Origin of the sequence: Hymenobacter ruricola (assembly GCF_015694525.1) — a bacterium.
In the GTDB taxonomy this organism is placed as follows: Bacteria; Bacteroidota; Bacteroidia; order Cytophagales; family Hymenobacteraceae; genus Hymenobacter; species Hymenobacter ruricola.
Genome location: NZ_JADQDM010000019.1, coordinates 38,290 through 59,540, shown reverse-complemented (window position 1 = coordinate 59,540; position 21,251 = coordinate 38,290). Strand labels below are relative to the sequence as shown.

The window sequence follows — 21,251 nt, the reverse complement described above, 5'->3', positions numbered from 1 at the left end:
TTTTCATAGTGTTGGGCGGCATTTACGAAAAAAATTCAGGTTCTCAAATTTAGAATCACGCCTCATATGTGGAAACAAGGAGAAAGACCTACTTTCTTTGCAACATAATTTGGCACAGGTGTGGATAATATGAGATTTAATTATAATTGGATTTATTCAATGTCTTATTGAATCGGGTGAAAGATTTTAACCTGAACCGCTTGCTTATCCGGCTGAAAAGGTTGCATTCGCCGGTTTATCAGCCGTGTTGGTCGAATCACGAAGTGATGAACTAAGGGCTACTGATAAGTTTGTTACCGCATTGCAGATGGAGCCCTTATAAGGCAGTCCGTCGAGTTTGCTTACGCTGATTTTTTACTTTCAAAACCTTACATTTTTTACCCATTTTCCGTTTTTATGAAACGAACATTATCCATTCTAAGCGTCTGGTTGCTTGCGCTGCTGGCTTTTTTGCCAGATGAGGCGCGGGCGCAGGGGGCGGCCTTTTCCTGCGACGGGGTTTTCTTTCAAATCCGACAGGTGGGCACCACTTCGCGCTTGTTCCGGGTCGACCGTTCTACGGCCACCTACAACACGGTGGCGGTGAACATCATGGCCGGTGGCACGTCCAACGATTTGGGCGTTCTGCTCAACGGCTTGGCGTATAACCCCCAGAACGGGTACATGTACGCCCTCACCACCAACGGCACGAACAATACGCCTCCCACCTCGGTCAGCATGTACCAGATTGGTCAGGGCGGCATTGTCAACCTGGGCACGGTGACGGGCCTGGTCAACAACATCCAGGTGGCGTCCGGGGTCATCGACCGCAACGGCAACTACTACGTTAGCAGCCAGAACTCGGCCGCTAACGGCACCGACGATTACAACATTTATCGCTTCAACCTGAACGCGGCCGGCGCCGCCGCCCGCGCCGCTACGGCCCTGCGCATGCGCAACGCCGCCAACACGGCCAACGCCGACCTCACGTTCTACGACCTGGCCCTGAACCCGGTGGACAACAAGCTGTACGGCGTGTTCACCGACGGCACGCTGTGGAGCATTGACCCGACGAGTGTGGCCAACCGGGCCCTGGTGACCACCATCAGCAACGTTTCGACGAACAACGACCCGGTGGGCACGGCCTCCTTCGACGTGGCCGGCAACTTATTTGTGTACACCAACGGCAACGTGAATAATGCCAACTCCGGCTCTTTCTATGAGGTGGACCTGGCCACGGGTACCTACAACCTCATCAGCAACATCGACCCGGCCTCGGTGAGCGACGGCGCCAGCTGCATTAACCCCAGCCAGCGCATCGACGTGGTGAAGGAACTAGTGAGCATTGTGCGGCAATCCGCGACTCAGTACGACATAAAGTTTAACGTGCGGGTGAAGAACACCGCTACTTCCACCGCCACCAACGTGCAGGTGACGGACTTCTTGCGCAGCGGCACCGCTGCCGCCGCCGCGAGCACAGCCTTTCCTAATGCTACCAGCGTGGTGTTGCGGCCCGGTTCCACCGTGACCAACTACCCCGCCACGGGCAGCACCGTGGCGCCCACGCTGGCGTTCAATGCCAACTTCACGGGCCAGACCACCAACGCGGACTTGTTGACGGGTGGCCGGTCGTTGACGGCGGGCCAGAGCGCCCTCATCAGCTTCACCGTGCGGGTGACCTTCCCGGCGGCGCCCACCACTGTCAACTACAACACGGCCTACGCGTCGTCCATCAGCGGCACGGCTGCTGACCAGGGCCACATCCTGCTGCCCAACGGCACCATCATCCCGCCCGGCAACCTGCTGGCCGAAGACAAGTCGACCGACGGCAGCGCCCTGCCCGAAACGCCGAACGAGGACGCTCCTTCGCCCACGCCCATTGCCTTCACGCCAGGCATTATCGGCAACGTCTTTGAAGACATCGACTACGGCGGGGGCCTGGGCCGCTCGCAGCTGAACTCGACCGGCCAGGGCGTGGTAGCCCGCGTGGAGCTCTACAACGCTCAGAATAACCAATACATTTATGCTACCAACGCCAACGCGGCGGGTACCTACAGCTTTGTGAACGGCCAGAATGGCCTGCCCGCCGGCACCATCACCTCGAACACGCAGTACAAAGTGCGCGTGGTGAACAACACGGTGGTGAGCGGCCGGACCGGCGGCATTGCCGGCCTGTACCCGGTGCAAACCTTCGTGTCGGACGGCGTCACCGAATTTACCAACCGCGTGGGCGGGGCCGCTCCCGGCGAAACCGATTACGGCAGCCGAACGACTAACCTGCCGAACTCCAACGCCAGCGCAGTCAACGAAATTCAATCCATCGTGACCGTGACCACGCCGGCCAGTGGCCCGCTGCTCGGGGTTGACTTTGGCTTCAGCTTCGACGTCATTGTCAACAACAACGACTCGGGTCAGGGCTCGCTGCGCCAGTTCATCACCAACAGCAACGCGCTGGGCGACGAAGCCGGCATCACGCAGAAGTACACCGCCACCGGCGGCGCGACGACGGCCCTGCCGACTGGCCGCGAAAACGCCGTCTTCATGCTACCCAACGGCTCGGCGGTGGCCGGCCAGGCGGCGGGCCTGCCCACCGATTTTGCGGGCACCACCTCCACCATCACTTTGGCTTCGGCCTTGCCGGCCATCACCGGCCCGCTCACCGTGATTGACGGCAATACCCAGGCGAACTCGACCGGCAACAACACCCCCGTGGTGACCACGGCCGGCTCGGAATCGACGGGTCCGGAAATTGTGCTGAACCTGAACGGTTTCACGGGCCTGGCCTTCTCGGGGGCCAACGAGGCGCTGCGCAACCTGACCATCACGGGCTCGCAGGCCGCCAGCAGCGGCGTGCTGGTGAACGGCACGGCCACCGGCCTGACCATTGCCAGCAACACCATCTACAACAACGGCGTGAACGTGACGCTCCTCAACGGGGCCAGCGGCACGACCATCTCCAGCAACGTCATCCGCAACTCGACCCGCGCCAACGGCGGCGGCATCGTGGCCCAAAGCGGCACCAGCACCAACACGTTCTCGCAAAACATCTTCGGCGGCAACAACGGCCTGGCCATCGACCTGACCAACGGCACCACCACCAGCGGCGACGGCGTGACCCTGAACGACAACGGCGACGCCGACACCGGCGCCAATGGCCTGCTCAACTTCCCGGTGATTACGTCGGCCACCATTTCGGGCACCAACCTGATTGTGGCCGGCTACGCCCGCGGCAGTTCGTCGATTGAGCTCTACAAGGCCGCGGTTGACCCCACGGGCTTCGGCGAAGGCCAGACGTATTTGACCACGGTCACGGAAGGCGTGGCCGATATCGATACCCGTTCCGGGCTGAGCTATTCGGGCTTGATTAACGGCCTGAACCAAGGCTCAGACAATTCTGCCAGTGGCTTCATCATCAGCATTCCGCTGTCGTCGCTGCCCGGCGGCACGCTGTCGGCTGGCACTGTGCTCACCAGCACGGCGACGCTGAGCAACGCTACTTCGGAGTTTTCGGGCAATGTGAAGGTAAACTTGGCTCCCGTAGCCAACAACGTGACCAACGACGCCCTGCCCACCAACAGCCCGGCGACGGTGCTCAGCCCCAACCTCTCGGCCACGGCCGACGGCGCTGGCAACGATATTATTTTGTATCAGGTGTATGCGCCGGCTACGGGCGGCACGCTCGTCTTTAATGGTACGACCGTGCCGGCTACTGGCCTCAACATCAATGCCAATCAGCTGAACCTGCTCACGTTCCAGCCCACATCGGGCTTCACGGGCAATGCCACCTTCAACTACCTGGCTTTCGACCTCAACGGCGTGTCTTCAAACACCGCTACCTACACCATCCCCGTGACGGCGGTGGCCAACGTGGCTACCACCATCAGCGGCGCGGCCCCCAACGCGGGCGGCACCCTGAACCTGACGGCAACTTTCCGCAACCTCGGCCCGAACGACGCCACCGGCGTGACGCGCTTCGTGCAGCTGCCGGCCGGCCTGACCACTGCCGGTGCCACGGTAACTTCCACCGCCGGCGCCACCTACAACAACGTGACCGGCCTGATTGCCTACACCACGCCGGTGGCCACGTTGGCTTCGGGCTCCACGGCCCAGGACGTGACGGTGACCATTGCCAACCTGCCCGCTTCGTACGCCAACTTCACGGCCGTGTCGCGCATTGCCACCACGAGCGATGAAAACGGCGCTACGGCCAACAACGTGTCGTCGCTCAGCCTCGCGGTGACGCCGCAATCGGACCTGACCACGAGCCTCACGGGGCAGACCGTCGTATCTTATAAAAACCTGGCCACGTTTATCGTAACCACGCGCAACAACGGCATATCGCCGGCGGGCGCGGCCGTGCAAACGGTGCAACTGCCCACAAACCTGTCGGGAGTGTTTGCCACGAATGGCGGCACCTACAACAGCAGTAACGGCCGGGTAACCTTTCCTGCCGTGCCCCTGACCATCGGGCAAGTAGTAACCAACTCCATCAGCTTTTCAGCGCCCGACGTTGGTTTCTCACCCTCCGCGTTGGTTACGTTGACTTCGGCCACGGATACCAACCCCGGAAACAACACGGCTTACCTGAACGGGGCGGCCTCTGCCACGTCGGTTGGCATTGGCACCCCCAGTGGTACGGGCACCAACCTGTACACCACCGTAACGGGCCCAAGCCAGGTAGCGGCAGGCGGCCCGGCGACCTATACCGTGACGCAGGGCAACCGCGGCCCCCTTGCCGCGGCCAACGTGCAGTCGCAAGTGATGCTGCCTACTGGGCAGACGACGCTCACCATGACACTGGACGGCAACGGCGGCACGCTAAACGGCACCACCATTACCTATCCCAGCGGCGCTACGTACTCGCAAACGACGGGCGTGCTCCTGCTGCCCAATATCCCTTCGCAAAGCATCGCAGCCACCACCTCGTACAGCATTGTGCTCGAGGCACCCAAATCGGGCACTTCGTTCGCCGTGAGTACCAATGTCGTTTCGACCTCGTACGACCTCGTGCCGGCCGATAACGTGGCCACCGTGGAAACCGAAATTCAGCCTGTTACCGATGTGGCCATCAGCATCTTCAACACTCGTGTTCAAGGCGGTGTGGCTGCTACGAACAACGAAACGGCTGGCCAGACCGTGACTTACGGCGTGCAAACGGTGAACAACAGCACCACCACGGCCCAGGACGTGCGGCAGGTAGTGAACCTCTCGACCGGCTTCGACCCCGCCACCCTGCAGGTGAACGGCCTGACCGGCACCGTGGGCGCCACGACGGTGACCTTCGCTTCGGGCGCGGTGTACACCATCGCCACCGGCGCGCTGACGCTGCCCGCCATCACCAGCCTCGTTGGCAACGGCACGGCCTTCACTTCGGTAAGCTACGTGGTGCAAGGCTCCGGCCCCGTGCGGGCCGCGGCTCAGGTATCGACGACGACCACGGAATCGAGCCTGACCAACAACGCCTCGCAGTTCAACGCCCCCAACGGCAACGGCGTGACGCTGGCCGTGGATGCCACCGTGGCGATTGCCGGCCCGGCCCAGGCCGTGGTGGGCAACCCGGTGCTCTACACCGTGACCACGGCCAACAACGGCCCCTCGACCACTGGCACCACCGCCACCAGCCTGGTGTTGCCTGCCAACTTGGCGCCGGCTACGCTGCTGCTAAACAATGCCGCCGGCATCTACGATAACGTGAACACGGTGGTGTTCACCAACGGCAGCACGTACACGCGGAGCACCGGCGCCCTCACGGCCCCAACGGTGAGCCCTAACCTGACCCGCGACGGCGAACCGGGCACCAGCTTTACGGTGCAGTTCATCACCCCCGATGTGACCCTGCTGCGCGTAACGGCGGCCGTTACGTCCTCTGCTACCGACGTAAACTCGGCCAACAACACCGCCCAGGTTATCACGCCGCTCTTCACGTCGGACCTGACCGCCCTGGACCTGGTGACCGGCCTGACGGGCCCCGCTACTCCAGTGGCCGGCTCTACCGGCCGCTTCACCGTGACGACGACCAACGGCACCGTACAGGCCGCCACCAACGTGATGCAAACCGTGTCCTTGCCCTCGGGTCTGCTCAACAACGGTGGCAGCGTGGTGGTCAGCGGCAATGGCAGCTACAACAACCTCACCGGCGTGGTGACCATCCCGGCCACCCCCAGCCTGGCCACCAGCGGCGTCATCACCAACACCATTGACGTGACGCTGCCGGGCACCGCCTTCACGGCCACGGCCACGACGGCCTTGAACAACCCGGATACCGACCCCACCAACAACACAAAAACTGTAGCCGTGACCCCCGCCAACCGGGCCGACGTAACTACGGCCATCAGCGGCCCGGCTTCGGCCATGGCCGGCGCGCAGGTGTCGTACGCCGTGGTGACCACCAACAACGGCCCCTCGGCCGCCGGCGGTACCACCCAGACCCTGACCCTGCCCGCGGGCGTGACTTCGTACAGCATCAACGGCGGCGCGGCCATCAGCGGCAGCGGCACCGTGACCATCCGCACGGCCAGCACCCTGAACTCGGGCGTTTCGGAAACGGTGGTGGTGAGCTTCACGGCCCCCTCGGCGAACTTCACGGTGCGGGCCGACGTGGCAACGAGCACCACGGAGCCCGCCGTCAACGCCTCGAACACGGCCAGCGTGCCGACCAGCGTAATAAACCAGAGGCCGGTGGCCTACGACGTGGTGAACACCTCCCTGGCGCCCGAAGGCAACACGGCTGACCGGCAGCCCATCTCGCCCTTCGTGGTGACCGACGCCGAAAGCGCCGTCATCAATTCGTTCCAGCTCGTGAGCATTCCGAACGCCGGCACTCAGGGCACGCTGTACTACAACAACGGCGGCACCTTCACGGCCATCACCGCCACCAATTTCAGCACCCTGAACCTGACCCTGACCCAGATGCAAAGCTTGTCGTTCGACCCGCTGGCGTCGTACGTGGGCTCGGTGGCCTTCACCTACACCGGCACCGACCCGCAGGGCGGCGTGTCCAACGTGGCCACCTACACCCTGGCCGTGGGCCAGGACGTTAACTCGGTGTACACCCGCACGGCTACGAAGGGCGGCAACGCCAACAAGTACGCTGTGGGTGACGTGCTGGCCTTCGGCATCGACATCAACGGCGCGCAGTACAACACCGCCGGCCTGATTTACGACACCAACACCGGCAAGGCACCCGCCACGGGCACCGGCGCCGTGAGCAACGGCATCATGTCGGCCTCCATCAGCGCTTCCGACGTGACGCTGCTGGGCACCTACGGCATCGAATTCGTCACCACCACGGGCCAGTTTAAGGTACTCGACCCCACCAAGCTGCCGCGCCTGGGCATCACGCTCCCCGCCATTACGGTGACGACCATCGACACCAAAGGCGGCACGAACACCAACACAGTGACCATCACCACGGGCGCTGTGCCGCTGCCGGTTGAGCTGAAGGAGTTCACGGCCACGGCCGTGAAGAACCTGGATGCCGCCCTGACCTGGGCCACGGCTTCGGAGAAAAACAACGACCACTTCAACGTGGAGCGCAGCCTCAACGGCACGGACTTCGTGAAAATCGCGCAGGTGAAAGGCCAGGGTTCGACTTCGGCCGCCACGAGCTACGCCCTGACCGACGCCGGCATCGGCAACAAGGTGAGCGGCCTAGTGTACTACCGCCTGCAGCAGGTGGACGCCGACGGCACCGCCACCTACTCGCCCGTGCGCACGGTGGCCTTCACCAAAGGCGCCGTTGAGCCCGCCATCTCGCTGGCGCCCAACCCGGCCGCTGGCAGCACGCAGCTCGACCTGACCGCCCTGCCCGCCGGCACCTACCAGGTGAGCGTGCTCGACGCCACGGGCCGCGTGGTGCTGAGTGCTGCGCACACGGCCGGTATGGCCCACGCCCTCGACCTGAACACCATCGCCAGCGGCACCTACGTGGTGCTGGTGCGGGGCCAGAACGGCACCAACCTCACCAAGCGCCTCATCAAAGAATAACGACGAGGTAGCTTCCGGCTTGCCGGTGAATGAAAAAGCCCTCCCCACGCCGGGGAGGGCTTTTTTTATGCTTGTTATAGCTGTCGGCGTAACCCCGGAGCCGGCTCGAAGGTTAGACCAGACCGAATGGATACGTGACTTCTCCTTCTGATGCAATACGACGTGTTAATAATTGGCGCGGGCAGCGCCGGGCTGGCCGCGGCCCTCACCCTGGGCCGCTGCCTGCGCCGGGTGCTGCTGGCCGACGGCGGCCGCCCGCGCAACGAATGCTCGCCGGGCGTGCACGGCTTCCTCACCCGCGACGGCATTGCGCCGGCCGAGCTGCTGCGCCTGGGCCATGAGCAGTTGCGCCCCTACGAAACCGTGGAAGTGCAGTGCCTGCGCATCGAAACCCTGACCAAGCAGGAGGGAGGCTTCCGGGCCACCGGCCGCGGCACCGCCGACGACGCGCCCTTTGCCCTCACGGCCCGGCGCGTGCTGCTGGCCACCGGCGTCACCGACATTCTGCCGCCGCTGCCGGGCTTCCGCGAGCTGTGGGGGCGGGGCGTGCTGCACTGCCCGTACTGCCACGGCTGGGAGGTGCGCGGCCAGCCCCTGGCCGTGTACGGGCAGGGCCGCACCGTGACGGGCCTGGCCCTGCTGGTGAGCCGCTGGAGCTCCGACATTGTGGTGGTGACCAATGGGCCGGGCCACCTCACGCCCAATGCCCGGCGCCGCCTGCGCCGCCACAAAATCCGCATTCAGGAAGAGCGCATCAGCCAGCTCATCGGCACCGAGGAGCGGGACTTGCGGTGCATAGAGTTTGCCGATGGCAGCCGGCTGGAGCGGGCCGCCCTGTTTTTGCATGCGCCGCAGCTGCAGCGTAGCGCCCTGGCCGAGGAACTGGGCGCCCGCCTCACCAGCAAGGGCGCCGTGTGGGTCGATTCGGGCCTGCAAACGTCCATTCATCGCCTCTACGCCGCCGGCGACACCACGCCCGGCGCCCAGCAGGCCCTGATAGCCGCGGCCGAGGGCAACCGCGCCGCCATTCTCATCAACGAAAGCCTGACCCGGGAGGAATGCCCGCGCTAGGGCTGCTTACTTGGCCAGTTGGGCCAGCACCTGCAGGGCCGCGCGGGCCCGGGTTTTCACCGTGGCCAGCGGAATGCCCAGCTGCTCGGCCGCTTCGGCCTGGGTGCAACCGCCGAAATACAGCAGGTTGATGACCTCGCTCTGGCGAGGCTTGAGGCGCAGCACCAGCTCGCGCAGGCCAATGTGCTCGGGGTTGAACGAGACGGGCGCGGAGGCCTGCTGGGCCCCGCCCGTTTCCAGCGACTTGGTGCCGCTGTGGAAGCGGTGGCGCGGGCTGCGCAGCGCGTCGATGGCCTGGTTGCAGCACACCCGCACCATCCAGGTGAAGAGGCGGCCGCGGGCGGGGTCGTACCGGGCTATGCTCAGCCACACTTTCAGCAGGCCCTCCTGCAGCACGTCCTGGGCCAGGGCTTCGTCGTGTACCAAACGCGTGATGACGGTGAGCAGGTTGCGGGAGTAGCGGTCATGGAGAAGTCGCAGAGCTTGTTCGTCACGAGCGAGAAGGCGCTGCACCAGCGCGTCTTCGTCCGTTGCCGTCAGCAGCACCGGGGTTGGTTTCATAGAAGGGCGAGAGCTGGCACCGGCCAATGTGGAAGGAGCGGGCGCCAGGAATAGAAAAAATACAGGACTGAGTAGTAATTATTTGCGCAGATAAAAAAGATGAGTTAGTGGCTAAAAACTGATAATAAGGCGGGCCCAAAGCCGGGCCGGGATAAGAATAGGAGGTTGGGTGGCACTTACGACGAGGCGAGCGTGGCCGGATTTCCCACCGCTGGAAATAGTGCTTCCGGCTCGGCCGGCTTAACCCAAGCCCGGCCCGAAGCAGAAAATGCAGGCGCCGGCAAACAACTGGGCCGCCGTTGAGCTTACCCCGGAGCGCGGCAGCCCGGCCGTGTTAATGGCTTAATCCCTCTGCTTATGACGCCTACCGTCGTGGCCCTGCACTGCTGGGCCAGCTCCGGCCGCGAATACGATGTGCTCCGGACGCTGCTGCCGGCCGGCGTGCGCCTGCTGGCGCCCGATTTGCCCGGCTTTGGCGGGCAGGCAGTGGCGGCCGGCTTCGATTACACCGTGCGGGCGTATGCCGACTGGATAGCTGCGTTTATTGCGCAGGAGCAGGTGGGCGAGTTCACGCTCATCGGCCACAGCATGAGCGGCAAAATGGCCCTGGCCTTGGCCGCGCGGCACCCCGCGGGCCTGCGCCGGCTGGTGCTGTTGTCGCCCTCGCCACCCGCCGGCGAGCCCATGACCGACGAAGACCGGGCCGCCTCACTGGCCGCGCAGGGCAAGCCGGAGGAGGCCGCGAAAACGTTTGATAAAATCACCCGGCGCCCCATCGCGCCCGAGCTGCGGGCCCACGTCATTGCCGATAACCTGCGGAGCACGCCCGCGGCCTGGGCGAACTGGCTGCAACACGGCACCCGCGAAAACATCGAAGCGCTGATGCCGCGGCTGGCCGTGCCCTGCCACCTGCTGGTGGGGGAGGGCGACACCGCCATCACGCCCGAAACCCAGCGCCGGCTCACGTTGCCGCTGCTGCCGGCGGGTACGCCGTTTACGGTGGTGCCCGGCGCCGGCCACCTGCTGCCCCTGGAGGCCGCCGCCGAAGTAGCGGCGGCCCTGAACGGCGACAACTGAGGCCGCCTTATTCCAGCGCGCGGCCGCGGAACAGCAGGAAGCCCAGGTGCCCGTATATGCCGAACCGCTCGGCCGGGTCGTCGTAGAACCGGGCGTGCACGGCCAGCGGCCCCACGGGCGTCTGAAACACCAGCCCGGTGCTGGCCGTGAGGCGCGGACGGTCGAAGCCCGACTCGCGCGTGGCCACCTGCAGGTCGCCCTGCCGCAGGGGCTGGGCGTTGACGTGCACATAGGCCTCGGTGCGCCATTCCAGCTTTTTTAAGAAAGGCCGGGTGTAGCGCAGGCCCACCGCGGCGTAGCGCGAGGAGCGGTAGGCATCCAGAAACAGGGTGCGCGAATCGGGCAGCGGGGCAAACACGGGCGCCGTGGTTTGCGAGGAGCGGAAATTGGAAAACGTGCCCTGCGAGCTGGCCATCAGCTCCGCAAAATAGCCCCAGGCGTGGCGGTCGCTCTTCAGGGCAAAGTACCGCTCCACCGTGGCCCGGAACTGCAGCCACTCGTGGTGTTGCGAGCTGGCTTCCTGCTCGGCCGTGGAGCCGGGCGTGTAGGTGGCCGCGCCCGTCACGCCGCGCAGCGTGTACACGTAGCGGTGGCCGGTGGTGGCGTACTGCTTGCGGTTGAGGGTGTTGCGGGCCAGGCGCAGGGCCGCCGTGGCACCCCTGAACACGGTGGCGTCGAGTACGTCGGCCGAGTTGATTTCTTTGGAATTGGTGTATTCGTCCTTGGTCACGAAGGTGGCCAGGTCGAGCAGCAGGCGGCTGCGGTAGGTGGGGCTGATGCCGAACTGCCCGCCCAGCTTGGTGTCCTGCTGCCGCACCTGGGTGTTGATGACGTCGCGGCCCAGCACGCCGCCCGTGTTCTGGTAGTCCCACTGGTTGTAGGTCACCTCGGGCTCGAAGAAGTAGGCGTACTTGGCCGGGATGTTGATGCGGAACGAGCCGTGCGCGCCGTTGTAGAAGCGGCCCAGGCTCACATCGGCCGAGGCGGTGTAGAGCAGCTTGCGCAGGTAGCGGAACTCCACGCCAAAAAACAGGTTGTCGATGGGGCGGTTCGACAGCACGAAGCCCACTTCGGTACTCACGTTGTTGTTGCGCTGGGCGTCCACGCTGAACACGTAGCCCTGGCGCGCCGCGTCGTAGCGAATGCGCGGGTAGATGTTCTTGAAATAGTCGTCCGACGCCAGTCGGTAGTAGCCTTCCTCGATGTCATCGAGCGAATACTCGCGGCCGGTTTTCCGAAAAAAGCGCGCCGCGTACTCGTTCTGGTCGGGGCGCAGGCCGCGCACCTGCACGTCGATGAAGCGGGGCTTCGGGGCCAGGGCCTGGAAGGCCAGCCGGCGCTTTTGCAGCGCCGTGGAATCGACGCGGCGGCCAATGCGCAGCTTGATTTTGTCCATGGCGCGCAGGGCGGCCGTGTCGCCTTCGGCAATGAAATCCTTCACGCGTTCAAAGTCGCCGATGCCCAGGCCGTCGAGGTCGGGCTGAATGTAGATGCCGTTGGGGCCCACGCTGCCCGTGTCGGCCACGCTCGTGCCCAGGAAAGCCACGGTGCTGGCCAGCAGCTGGTCGTCGTTTTTGGGGTATTTCTTGAAGGCCACGTCGCCCACGTTCACCCCGATGATGACGTCCGGGGCGAAGATTTTTTTCATCGGATTGGTGGGGAAGTTGTCGTACACCGCGCCGTCGTAGTAGTACTTGCCGTCGAGGTTGCGGATGGGCCGAAACGCCAGCGGAAACGACATCGAGTTGCGGATGGCGTCCGAGAGCGAGCCCTTTTTCTGCTCCACTACCTGCCGCGTAAACACCTCCGAGGCCATGCAGCGGAAGGGCACGAACAGCTTGTCGAAATCGTAGCCGCTACTGGCCGAGGCCGGGGCCAGCAGGCGGGCCAGGGCCAGGTTCAGGTTCAGGTCGTTCACCAGGTTGGTGCTCACCCGCGCCTTAAACGTCGAGTCGATGGCAATGCCCAGCCGCAGGGCCGAGGGCGAAGGCTCGGCGGTGAGAAAGTTGAACGTTTTGCTTTCCAGCGGCTTGCCCGAAGTCCAGCGCTGAAACTCGGGGCTGAGCACAATTTGCTCAATCTCCTCGGGCGAGTAGCCGGCCGCGTACATGCCGCCCACCACCGCGCCCATGCTCGTGCCCACGATGTAGTCGATGGGAATGTGGTTTTTTTCCAGCTGCTTGAGCACGCCGATGTGCGCCAGGCCCTTGGCGCCGCCGCCGCTGAGCACCAGCCCCACCTTCTGGGCCCGGGCCGCAAACGTGGAAAAAGCCGCCAGCGCCAGCACCGGCAGCATTCTAGAGAAGAAGTGATTCATAAACAGCAGAAAAGACAGGCGAAAGCGCGGGGCGGGAGCCCAACGCTAGTGCCGCTGGTACGCCGGGCCGGGGTGCGAGGTTATTGTAAGAACCGTGGGCCAAGTGCCGCCACCCCAAGCCGGGCCGCCAACTGGCGAAAACGAAAATCCCCGGCTGAGCTGCCTCAAGCCAGGGATTTGTAGTGAAAAAGCGCCGGCCGGCTACGGCGCCAGCCACGCACCCAGCGGCCCGGGCAGGTTGCGCAGCACGCCGAAAGCCACCGTGCCGCCCGCCACCAGCCACGCCGGCCACGGCCGGTACAGCAGCGCCGCGCGTTGCACCCGGCCCGTGAACCAGGCGCGGCTGCCATCGGCGGCGCCCACGGCCAGCAGCGGCGCGCACGCCACGGCCAGCAGGTTGAAGCCGGCCGCGCGGCCCACCTCGCCGTGCAGCAGCGCGTGCAGGGCCCGCTGCGAGCCGCAGCCGGGGCAATACAGCCCCGTGAGCAGCAAAAACGGGCACCGCGGAAAGGGGTGTTGGGCTGGGTCGAGCACGAAGTACACGGCGCCGAGCCCCAACGCTCCCAGCAAGAGCACCGCCGGCCAGAAACGGCTGTTAGTGAGCACCCGTCATGCCCGACATGACGGCCGAGCCAATGCCAAACGCCAGCAGCAAGCCGTAGATAACGCCGCCCGCCAGCGACACGAAGAAGCCGATTTTGGTCCACTTGCCGGCGGCCTGCGACGACTCCTGGGCCCCGGCATAGTCCCCGGCAGCCATTTTGCTGTTCACTTCGGCGGCTTTGATGATGCCCACGATGCCGAAGGGCAGGCAGCAGAAAATGGTGACGAGGATGGACTCGACGAGCCAGTTTTTGGGCGGCGGGCCCATGGGCGGCATGCCGCCGAAGCCGGCGCCGGAATTGGGTTGGTAGGGTTGCTCCATGCGAAGTTGTTGATGGGGATTTGAGGTGATGAAACCGGATTAGCAGCAAGATTACCGAAAAAGCCGCTAACTCCCACCAACCGCTACCACTTCTTAAAGATGACGTAAACCGCCGCCACCAGCAGCACGAAACCCACGATGTGATTCCAGCCCAGCTTGTCGGTTTTGAACACGAACACGGCGCACACCGTGAACACCGTAAGGGTGATGACTTCCTGAATGACCTTGAGCTGGAACAGGCTGAACGGCCCGCCGTTTTCCTCGAACCCCAGCCGGTTGGCCGGCACCTGAAAAATGTACTCAAACAGCGCTAGGCCCCAGCTCACGAGGATGACGCCAAACAGGCCCAGCTTGGCAAACCAGGCCATTTTCTTGAACAAGTGCAGGTGCCCGTACCAGGCAAACGTCATGAACAGGTTGGAGATGGTGAGCAGTAGCAGGGAATAGACGCCTTTCATGGAGTGGGGGATGCAAGGTATTTTTGGCGAGTCACAAGAACGGTCATGCTGAGCTTGTCGAAGCATCTCTACCGCAGCAGTTACCCCATACGAATGGATTGCTTGCGCGGTAGAGATGCTTCGACAAGTTCCGCATGACCGTTCTTGTGGTGCCTTATCCAATTGCCCTTTCTAAACCGAAAATGCCCACTCTCGACCCCGGCATCGGCGAGAAGTTCTCGCGCCGCACCAAGCGGGCCATCAACCACGACGGCTCTTTTAACGTGCGGCGGCGCGGCGGCCCGCACCGCCACGACCCGTACCAATGGCTCACCCGCATGAACTGGTGGCCGTTCATCGGCCTAGTGGTGGTGTTTTTCAGCGTGCTGAACGTGGTGTTTGCGTTCGTGTACCTCGCCCTCGGCCTCGAAAGCCTGCCGGGCGTGATGGCGCCGCGCGGCTGGTGGCAGGACTTTCTGAGCGCGCTGTTTTTCTCCATCCAAACCTTCACTTCCGTCGGCTACGGGCACGTGTACCCGGCCACCAACGGCTCGGGCTTCGTGTCGAGCATGGAGGCTTTGGTGGGCGTGCTCACGTTTGCGCTGGCCACGGGCTTGCTCTACGGGCGGTTTTCGCGGCCCACGGCGCGCATTCATTTCAGCCGCACGGCCATCATCAGCCGCCGGGCCAACGGCCTGCCCTGCCTGCAGTTCCGCATCGCCAACCAGCGTTCCAACATCCTCATTGACTTGCAGGCCCGCGTGCTGCTCAAAACCGTGCACCCCGTCACCACCGACCAGACTTATGCCTTTTTGCCGCTGGAGCGCGACTCCCTCAGCTTTTTCCCGCTGAGCTGGACGCTGGTGCACGACATCACCCCGGAAAGCCCGCTCTACGAGCTTCAGGCTGAAGATTATGAGCGCCTCGACGTGGAAATCATCATCCAGCTCAAAGGCTACGACGACACCTTTGCGCAGGACGTGCACGCCCGCAACTCCTACACCCACGACGAAATAGAGTGGCACCGCCGCTTCCTTCGCGCCTACGAGGTCGACGATGACGGCATCGCCGTGGTCGATTTGGACCTTCTGCACGAGACGCTGCCGCTCAATGAGGAATGAGGAAATAGCCGGTAAAACTCAAATTCCTCATTCCTTAATTAAGCGAAGCGTTTACTCGTCGTGCCCCGGCGCGGCCACCACGGGCTTGGCCGCGGCTTCCTTCGCCTCACGCTCCAGCCGTTGCTTTTCCACTTCCGACGGCGTGCGCGGCAGCTGGCTCAAATCGGGCGAGCCGCCATCGACCCAGCAGGTAAACCAGAAGTTGCCAATCAGCGACGCGGCGTAGCGCATCTGGCGCTCCACCTGCCCGTTGAGCCGGGCGTGGTAGGCCCGGCTGAACTCGCGCGAATACGTGCGCACCGTGTTGTTGCCGCGCTGCTCGTAGCCAAATTTCTGGTCGCCGGCCGATTGCGCCGTCAACTGCCGCTCAAACAGCAGCACCGAATCGACGGCCGCGTGCGAGCGGATAACGGCCGCCCAAATGGCCTTGGTGGGGTCGTCGAGGTACTGCGCTTTGCCCGTAAACAGGTCGTAGTCGGCGCTCAGCAGCTCGGGCAGCCGCGACTCCCACAGCCCGTGGATGCCGCGCTGGCCGGTGAGCTGGCCGTTGTAATTTCGGGTGGTGTGCAGCGGCACGCAGGCATCGGCCACGTAGTGCCCCATGTCGGCCGAAAGGCGCAGAATCCGGTCGGTGTCCTTGGCCTTGAAAGCGGCGGTGAGCTGGTTTTTCATGGCCACCACGTTCCAGGGCACGATGCCGTGGCGTTGCAGCGAGTCTTCGCCGTAGCGGGCCACGGCGTCGGCGTACTTGCGGGGGAGCTTGTATTCGGCGCTGTCGCCGTAGCGGTCCACGTCCAGAAAGTGCTTGGGGGCCTCGTCGGGCACGATGGTGCGCCGCGAGTCGGGCCGCGTGGCGTTCACCGTCAGGTAGTCGATGTTGGCCTTGTAAAAGCCAAACATGCCCGGCGGCAGCGTGTACACGGCCAGCCGGTTCAGCAGCCGGTGGCCAAAAAATCCCCAGGCCTGGGCCTGGTAGGCCGCCAGCAAGAGCGGCAAGCAAAGCAGCAGAAACAGTCCGTATTTTTTCACGGCTAACAAGGTACGGAACCGGCTGCGGAATTGTGTTTCTTTTGTCATCCTGAGCATTCTGCGAGAGCAGAGACGAAGGTCCTTCGTCTCTGCTCTCGCAGAATGCTCAGGATGACAAATAGCAAAAAATTACCGCCGCTTGCCGTCGCCGGCAAACTTCATGCGGTAGTCGTGCTTCACGTCGCCCTTGCTGATGCGGGCCAGCTTGCCCTTCAGCAGCTGCTTTTTGAAGCCCGAGAGCTTGTCGGTGAACAGGATGCCCTCCAGGTGGTCGTACTCGTGCTGAATGATGCGAGCCGCCATGCCCGAAAACGCTTCCTCGTGCACCTGGCGGTTTTCGTCCTCGTAGCGCAGCACGATGTCGGCATGGCGCGTCACCAGCTCCCGGATGCCGGGAATGCTCAGGCAACCTTCCTCAAAGCCCCATTCTTCGCCGGTTTCGCTCACCATCTGCGGGTTGAGGAAGGCGCGCTTCACGGGCGGCTCGGGCGTTTCGCCTTCTTCCAGCTCGGCCAGGTCTTCCTCGTCCAGCTCCACCATCGGGGTCGAGTCCATCACAAACAGGCGGACGGCCTTGCCAATCTGGGGCGCGGCCAGCCCCACGCCGTTGGCGGAGTACATGGTTTCAAACATGTCGGCCACCAGCTGCTTGAGCTCGGCAGCGGGCAGGTCGGCGGGCAGGTTCTTGGCTTTGGTTTTCAGCACGGGGTCGCCGATGGCGACAATGGAATAAATCATAGTAGTAAAATGGTCAAAAGGAACGTCATGTCGAGCGCAGCCGAGACATCTCGCGTGCTTTAGCTAATTAGTTTTCCGAGCGAGATGTCTCGGCTGCGCTCGACATGACGTTTCGGTAATTCAACTATTAAACGTCCCGCATCAGCGGCGATTCGAGAAACGACTGCAAAATTAAGGTGGCGCTCACGCGGTCCACCGTGGCCTTGTCGCGGCGGGCCTTCTGGCCCAGGCCGCCGGCCAGCATGGCGGCGTGGGCCATGCGCGAAGTAAACCGTTCGTCGAGCTCGTGCACGGGCACGTCGGGCAGCTCGCGGCGCAGCGTGCGAAGCAGGCCCACCACGGCGCTGGTGGCGTCAGTAGGCTCGTTGAGCAGCGTGCGCGGCATGCCCACCACCACGGCCCGCAAGGGCTCGCGCTGCTGGTAGGCCTTCACGTACGCCACCAATTCCTTGCTGTGGATGGTTTCCAGCGGCGAGGCAATGAGGCACAGCGGGTCGGTCACGGCGAGGCCCACGCGCTTATTTCCGTAATCGATGGCGAGAATGCGGCCCATGTGCCAGGGGGGTAAAAGCGTAGAGGAAGCGACGGCCGGAGCCGCCGGGGCAAAGATACGGGCAGGGGCAGGGCCCAAACCGAAGCTCAACCGTTGTCGTAGTTGCCACACCACGCCCCCGCCGACATCGAAAAGACCTTTGCTCGGCGAGGTTTTGCCCCGGCTTATCGAAAGTACTTCAATGTTAAATGAGTAAAGTTATAAATTTACTCGTCAAAATGAGCGTCATTAAGATTGATTTTCAATTGCAATATCCCGGATATTTAACCCCTTTATTTGCTTTTTGAATCTAAAATACTGTATTTATTAAAGAAATTGGCTTCCCACTATCTGTTTGTTGTATAAACTGAGAAAGTTTCAATAGTTTTGATTTCAACTTACAATTTATTCTATACGCTAACAACTATACTCCATTAATGTCTGCTACCCCTCCCGTTGTTCCGGAACCCGTCCACGCTGCTGCCCCCCGGCCGCGGCGTGGGTGGCTGCGGCAGGGCGTGTTGCTTGCCCTGGCCATGGCCTGCGGCGTGCTGGTGGCCAACAACCCCTTCCGGCCTTCGTCAGAAAATCCCGACGCCACGGCCCGCGGCTACCTGCGCTTCAAGGAAATCCTGAGCTACGTGGACCGCGACTACGCTGACTCCGTTGACACGGAAGGCCTCGCGGACTACGCCGTGGGCCAGATGCTGGAAAAGCTCGACCCGCACTCCGTGTACATCCCGGCGCGCGACCGCCAGAAAACCGACGCCTTCCTGCAAAGCGACTACGACGGCGTGGGCATCGAGTTCAACCTCTTCCGCGATACCATGACGGTGGTGGCCCCGCTCAGCGGCGGCCCGGCCGAGCAGGCCGGCGTGCAGCCCGGCGACCAGATTCTGAGCATCGGAGGCAAGCGGGTGTCGGGCGCCCACCTCAGCACCGCCCGGCTGAGCGAGCTGCTGCGCGGCCCCCGCGGCAGCAGCCTCACCGTGGAGCTGCGCCGCCGGCCCCTGGGCCGCAACCTGAGCGTGAGCATCGCCCGCAGCCGCATTGCCAATTCCTCGATTGACGCCGCGTACCTGGTGGACGACCAGACCGGCTACATCAAGGTGAGCCGCTTTGCCTCCAATACGTACGATGAGTTCAAGGCCGCGCTCGTGGACCTGCGCCGGCAGGGCCTCACGCGCCTCGTGCTGGACCTGCGCGGCAACCCCGGCGGCTACCTGGACCGCGCCACCCGGCTGGCCGATGAGTTCATCGGTGGCTCGCGCAAAATCGTGTACACCGACGGCAAGGGCGAGCAGTACGACTCGCAGACCTACGCCAAAGTGGCCGGCGAATTTGAGGAAGGCGCCCTGGTGGTGCTGGTGGACGAAGGCAGCGCCTCGGCCGCTGAGGTGGTGGCCGGGGCCCTGCAGGACCACGACCGTGCCATCCTGGTGGGACGCCGCACCTTTGGCAAGGGTTTGGTGCAGCAGCCCATCACCCTCAGCGATGGCGGCGAGCTGCGCCTCACCATTGCGCGCTACTACACGCCGGCCGGCCGCTCCATCCAGAAGCCCTACGGCGCCAACTACGCCGAGTACAGCGCCGACGTGGCCAACCGTGCTGCCCGCGGCGAGTTGGTTTCGGCCGACAGCATCAAGTTTGCCAAAGAGTTGCGCTTCCGCACCGACCACGGCCGCACCGTGTACGGCGGCGGCGGCATCACGCCCGACGTATTCGTGGCCCGCGACTCCATCGCGCACTCGGCCTACTACACGCGGCTGCTGAGCCACGGCGTGGCCCGCGCCTTCGCCCTGAACTTCTACCAGGGCCACAAAGCCGAGCTGGAAGGCCTGCGCTTCGAGCAGTTTAACGCCACGTTCCGTATTTCGGATGCGCAGTTGACAAGCCTGGCTGCCCAGGCCGCCCAGGATGGCGTGAGGGCCGACGCAGGCACCGTGCACCGCTGCGCGCCGCTGCTGCGCAATCAACTGAAGGCTTACATCGCCCGCAGCGCCTACGGCACAGTGGCTTACTACACGGTGCTGCGCGAGCAGGACCAGGAACTGCAGCGCGCCCTGCACGCCGTGAGCGACAGCTCGGCGCAGCTGGCGCTGCTGGGGAAATAAGTTGTACTCTGAAGCTGGGCTTCGGTCCACGCGGCACGTTCTATCGGGCCGAAGCTCAGCCTCGGGGCACAGGTTTTTCGTAACTTCACGGGCCTCATCCCACCCTTGAACTATGTCGCATTACCACCGCCTCGGCCAGATTCCGCGCAAGCGCCACACCCAGTTCCGCCAGCCCGACGGCTCCCTGTATTCGGAGCAGCTGGTGGGCACGCTGGGCTTTCACGGCGTGTCGTCGCTGCTCTACCATGTGCACCCGCCTACTCAGATTAAAGAGGTGGGTACGCCCAAACCCTACGCCCCTAAGCTGCTGAAAGACCGGCCGCTGCAGCCCGAACACCTGCGCACCCTGGCCCAAACCAGCACCGGCGGCGACTACCTCGCCGCCCGCCAAACGCTCCTCGGCAACGCCGACGTGACCATGAGCATCTGCAATCCCACGGAAAAGCAGATGGGCTACTACTACAAAAACGGCCAAGCCGACGAGGTGATTTTCGTGCACGAAGGCCGCGGCGAACTGTGGAGCCAGATGGGCAAAGTGGCCTTCGAGCCCGGCGACTACGTGGTGGTGCCGCGCACGGTCATCCACCAGCTGCACTTCGAGGAAGGGCCAGTACGGCTGATGATAATCGAGTCGTTCAGCCCCGTGGAAACGGTGCGGCGCTACCGCAACCACTTCGGGCAGCTACTGGAGCACTCGCCCTACTGCGAGCGCGACATGCGCCCGCCGTCGGAGCTCGTCACCGGCAATTTTCCGGAGGGCGACTACCTGGTGCAGGTCAAGAAAGAGGGCTTTTTGCACCAGCTCACCTACGCGCACTGCCCGTTCGACGTGGTGGGCTGGGACGGGTATTTCTACCCCTACGCCTTCAGCATTCACGATTTTGAGCCGATAACGGGGCGCCTGCACCAGCCGCCGCCCGTGCACCAGACCTTTGAGGGGCACAACTACGTTATTTGCTCCTTCGTGCCGCGCTTGTTCGACTACCACCCGCTCAGCATTCCGGCGCCCTACAACCACTCCAACGTGGACTCGGACGAGGTGCTGTACTACGTAGCCGGCAATTTCATGTCGCGCAAGGGCGTCGATTTGGCTTCCTTCACCTGGCACCCCACGGGGCTGCCCCACGGCCCGCACCCCGGCACCGTAGAAGCCAGCCTCGGCAAGAAAGAAACCCACGAGCTGGCCGTGATGCTCGACACCTTCCGCCCGCTCTACCTCACCGAGGCGGCGCTGCCCTACGTGGACGCGCGCTACCCCATGAGTTGGAACCCCGGCTTCGTGCCCGACCCGCCCCGCTCGGCCGACATGATGGATTAGCGCCGCCCGCCCGGCGGAACTTCCAGCCCGTTGTTTTTCGTATACT

15 protein-coding genes are annotated in these 21,251 nt (G+C 63.7%); 6 read left to right on the top strand and 9 right to left on the bottom strand.

Translation table 11 applies throughout. The features are described 5' to 3' along the window. Positions 1 to 417 precede the first annotated feature (417 nt). Entirely contained in the window at positions 418 to 837 is a 420-nt protein-coding gene (locus I2H31_RS25865; RefSeq protein ID WP_394368981.1) for a hypothetical protein, read from the bottom strand. Here I2H31_RS25865 and I2H31_RS22305 point away from each other — a divergent pair. Further along, positions 718 to 7,965, top strand: coding sequence for a T9SS type A sorting domain-containing protein (locus I2H31_RS22305; protein WP_394368980.1), 7,248 nt, complete (start codon positions 718 to 720; stop codon positions 7,963 to 7,965). The two genes, I2H31_RS25865 and I2H31_RS22305, sit on opposite strands and share 120 nt — an antisense overlap. Before the next feature lie 150 nt (positions 7,966 to 8,115). After that, the gene (locus I2H31_RS22300; protein WP_196295270.1) at positions 8,116 to 9,036 is read left to right on the top strand and encodes an NAD(P)/FAD-dependent oxidoreductase; all 921 of its coding nucleotides are present in this window, start codon (positions 8,116 to 8,118) and stop codon (positions 9,034 to 9,036) included. A gap of 6 nt (positions 9,037 to 9,042) precedes the next feature. Here I2H31_RS22300 and I2H31_RS22295 read toward each other — a convergent pair whose 3' ends face one another. Beyond that, positions 9,043 to 9,597: an RNA polymerase sigma factor gene (locus I2H31_RS22295; RefSeq protein ID WP_196295269.1), complete on the bottom strand. Its 555-nt coding sequence runs from the start codon at positions 9,595 to 9,597 to the stop codon at positions 9,043 to 9,045. 357 nt (positions 9,598 to 9,954) lie between these two features. Here I2H31_RS22295 and I2H31_RS22290 point away from each other — a divergent pair, with 357 nt between their 5' ends. Then, a complete protein-coding gene (locus tag I2H31_RS22290) occupies positions 9,955 to 10,674 on the top strand; it encodes an alpha/beta fold hydrolase (protein ID WP_196295268.1) in 720 nt (239 codons plus the stop codon). A gap of 7 nt (positions 10,675 to 10,681) precedes the next feature. Here the strand turns inward: I2H31_RS22290 and I2H31_RS22285 are convergent, their stop codons facing one another. From I2H31_RS22285 to I2H31_RS22270, 4 genes are all read right to left on the bottom strand, one after another. Continuing rightward, on the bottom strand, positions 10,682 to 12,991 hold the full coding sequence (locus tag I2H31_RS22285) for a patatin-like phospholipase family protein (RefSeq protein ID WP_196295267.1): 2,310 nt from the start codon (positions 12,989 to 12,991) through the stop codon (positions 10,682 to 10,684). 201 nt (positions 12,992 to 13,192) lie between these two features. Next, a complete protein-coding gene (locus I2H31_RS22280) occupies positions 13,193 to 13,567 on the bottom strand; it encodes a DUF2752 domain-containing protein (RefSeq protein WP_317192257.1) in 375 nt (124 codons plus the stop codon). Between the two features lie 19 nt (positions 13,568 to 13,586). Further along, on the bottom strand, positions 13,587 to 13,916 hold the full coding sequence (locus I2H31_RS22275; RefSeq protein ID WP_196295265.1) for a CD225/dispanin family protein: 330 nt from the start codon (positions 13,914 to 13,916) through the stop codon (positions 13,587 to 13,589). Positions 13,917 to 13,999: 83 nt separating this feature from the next. Continuing rightward, complete coding sequence (locus I2H31_RS22270; protein ID WP_196295264.1) at positions 14,000 to 14,374, bottom strand: DMT family protein; 375 nt, start codon at positions 14,372 to 14,374, stop codon at positions 14,000 to 14,002. 182 nt (positions 14,375 to 14,556) lie between these two features. On the opposite strand from I2H31_RS22270, the gene I2H31_RS22265 reads away from it, so the two are divergent. Further along, positions 14,557 to 15,474, top strand: coding sequence for an ion channel (locus I2H31_RS22265; RefSeq protein WP_196295263.1), 918 nt, complete (start codon positions 14,557 to 14,559; stop codon positions 15,472 to 15,474). Between the two features lie 51 nt (positions 15,475 to 15,525). Here I2H31_RS22265 and I2H31_RS22260 read toward each other — a convergent pair whose 3' ends face one another. The 3 genes from I2H31_RS22260 to ruvX form a co-directional block, all read right to left on the bottom strand. Continuing rightward, positions 15,526 to 16,503, bottom strand: coding sequence for a zinc dependent phospholipase C family protein (locus tag I2H31_RS22260; RefSeq protein ID WP_317192256.1), 978 nt, complete (start codon positions 16,501 to 16,503; stop codon positions 15,526 to 15,528). Positions 16,504 to 16,632: 129 nt separating this feature from the next. Further along, complete coding sequence (gene def, locus I2H31_RS22255) at positions 16,633 to 17,241, bottom strand: peptide deformylase (protein ID WP_196295262.1); 609 nt, start codon at positions 17,239 to 17,241, stop codon at positions 16,633 to 16,635. A 127-nt stretch (positions 17,242 to 17,368) separates the two neighbouring features. Continuing rightward, complete coding sequence (gene ruvX / locus I2H31_RS22250; RefSeq protein WP_196295261.1) at positions 17,369 to 17,794, bottom strand: Holliday junction resolvase RuvX; 426 nt, start codon at positions 17,792 to 17,794, stop codon at positions 17,369 to 17,371. Between the two features lie 416 nt (positions 17,795 to 18,210). On the opposite strand from ruvX, the gene I2H31_RS22245 reads away from it, so the two are divergent. Together I2H31_RS22245 and I2H31_RS22240 are read left to right on the top strand one after the other, a co-directional pair. Beyond that, positions 18,211 to 19,887: a S41 family peptidase gene (locus tag I2H31_RS22245; protein WP_196295260.1), complete on the top strand. Its 1,677-nt coding sequence runs from the start codon at positions 18,211 to 18,213 to the stop codon at positions 19,885 to 19,887. 112 nt (positions 19,888 to 19,999) lie between these two features. Next, positions 20,000 to 21,205 carry a homogentisate 1,2-dioxygenase gene (locus I2H31_RS22240; protein ID WP_196295259.1) on the top strand — a complete coding sequence of 402 codons (1,206 nt, stop codon included), beginning with the start codon at positions 20,000 to 20,002 and terminating at the stop codon, positions 21,203 to 21,205. The last annotated feature ends 46 nt before the right edge of the window (positions 21,206 to 21,251 follow it).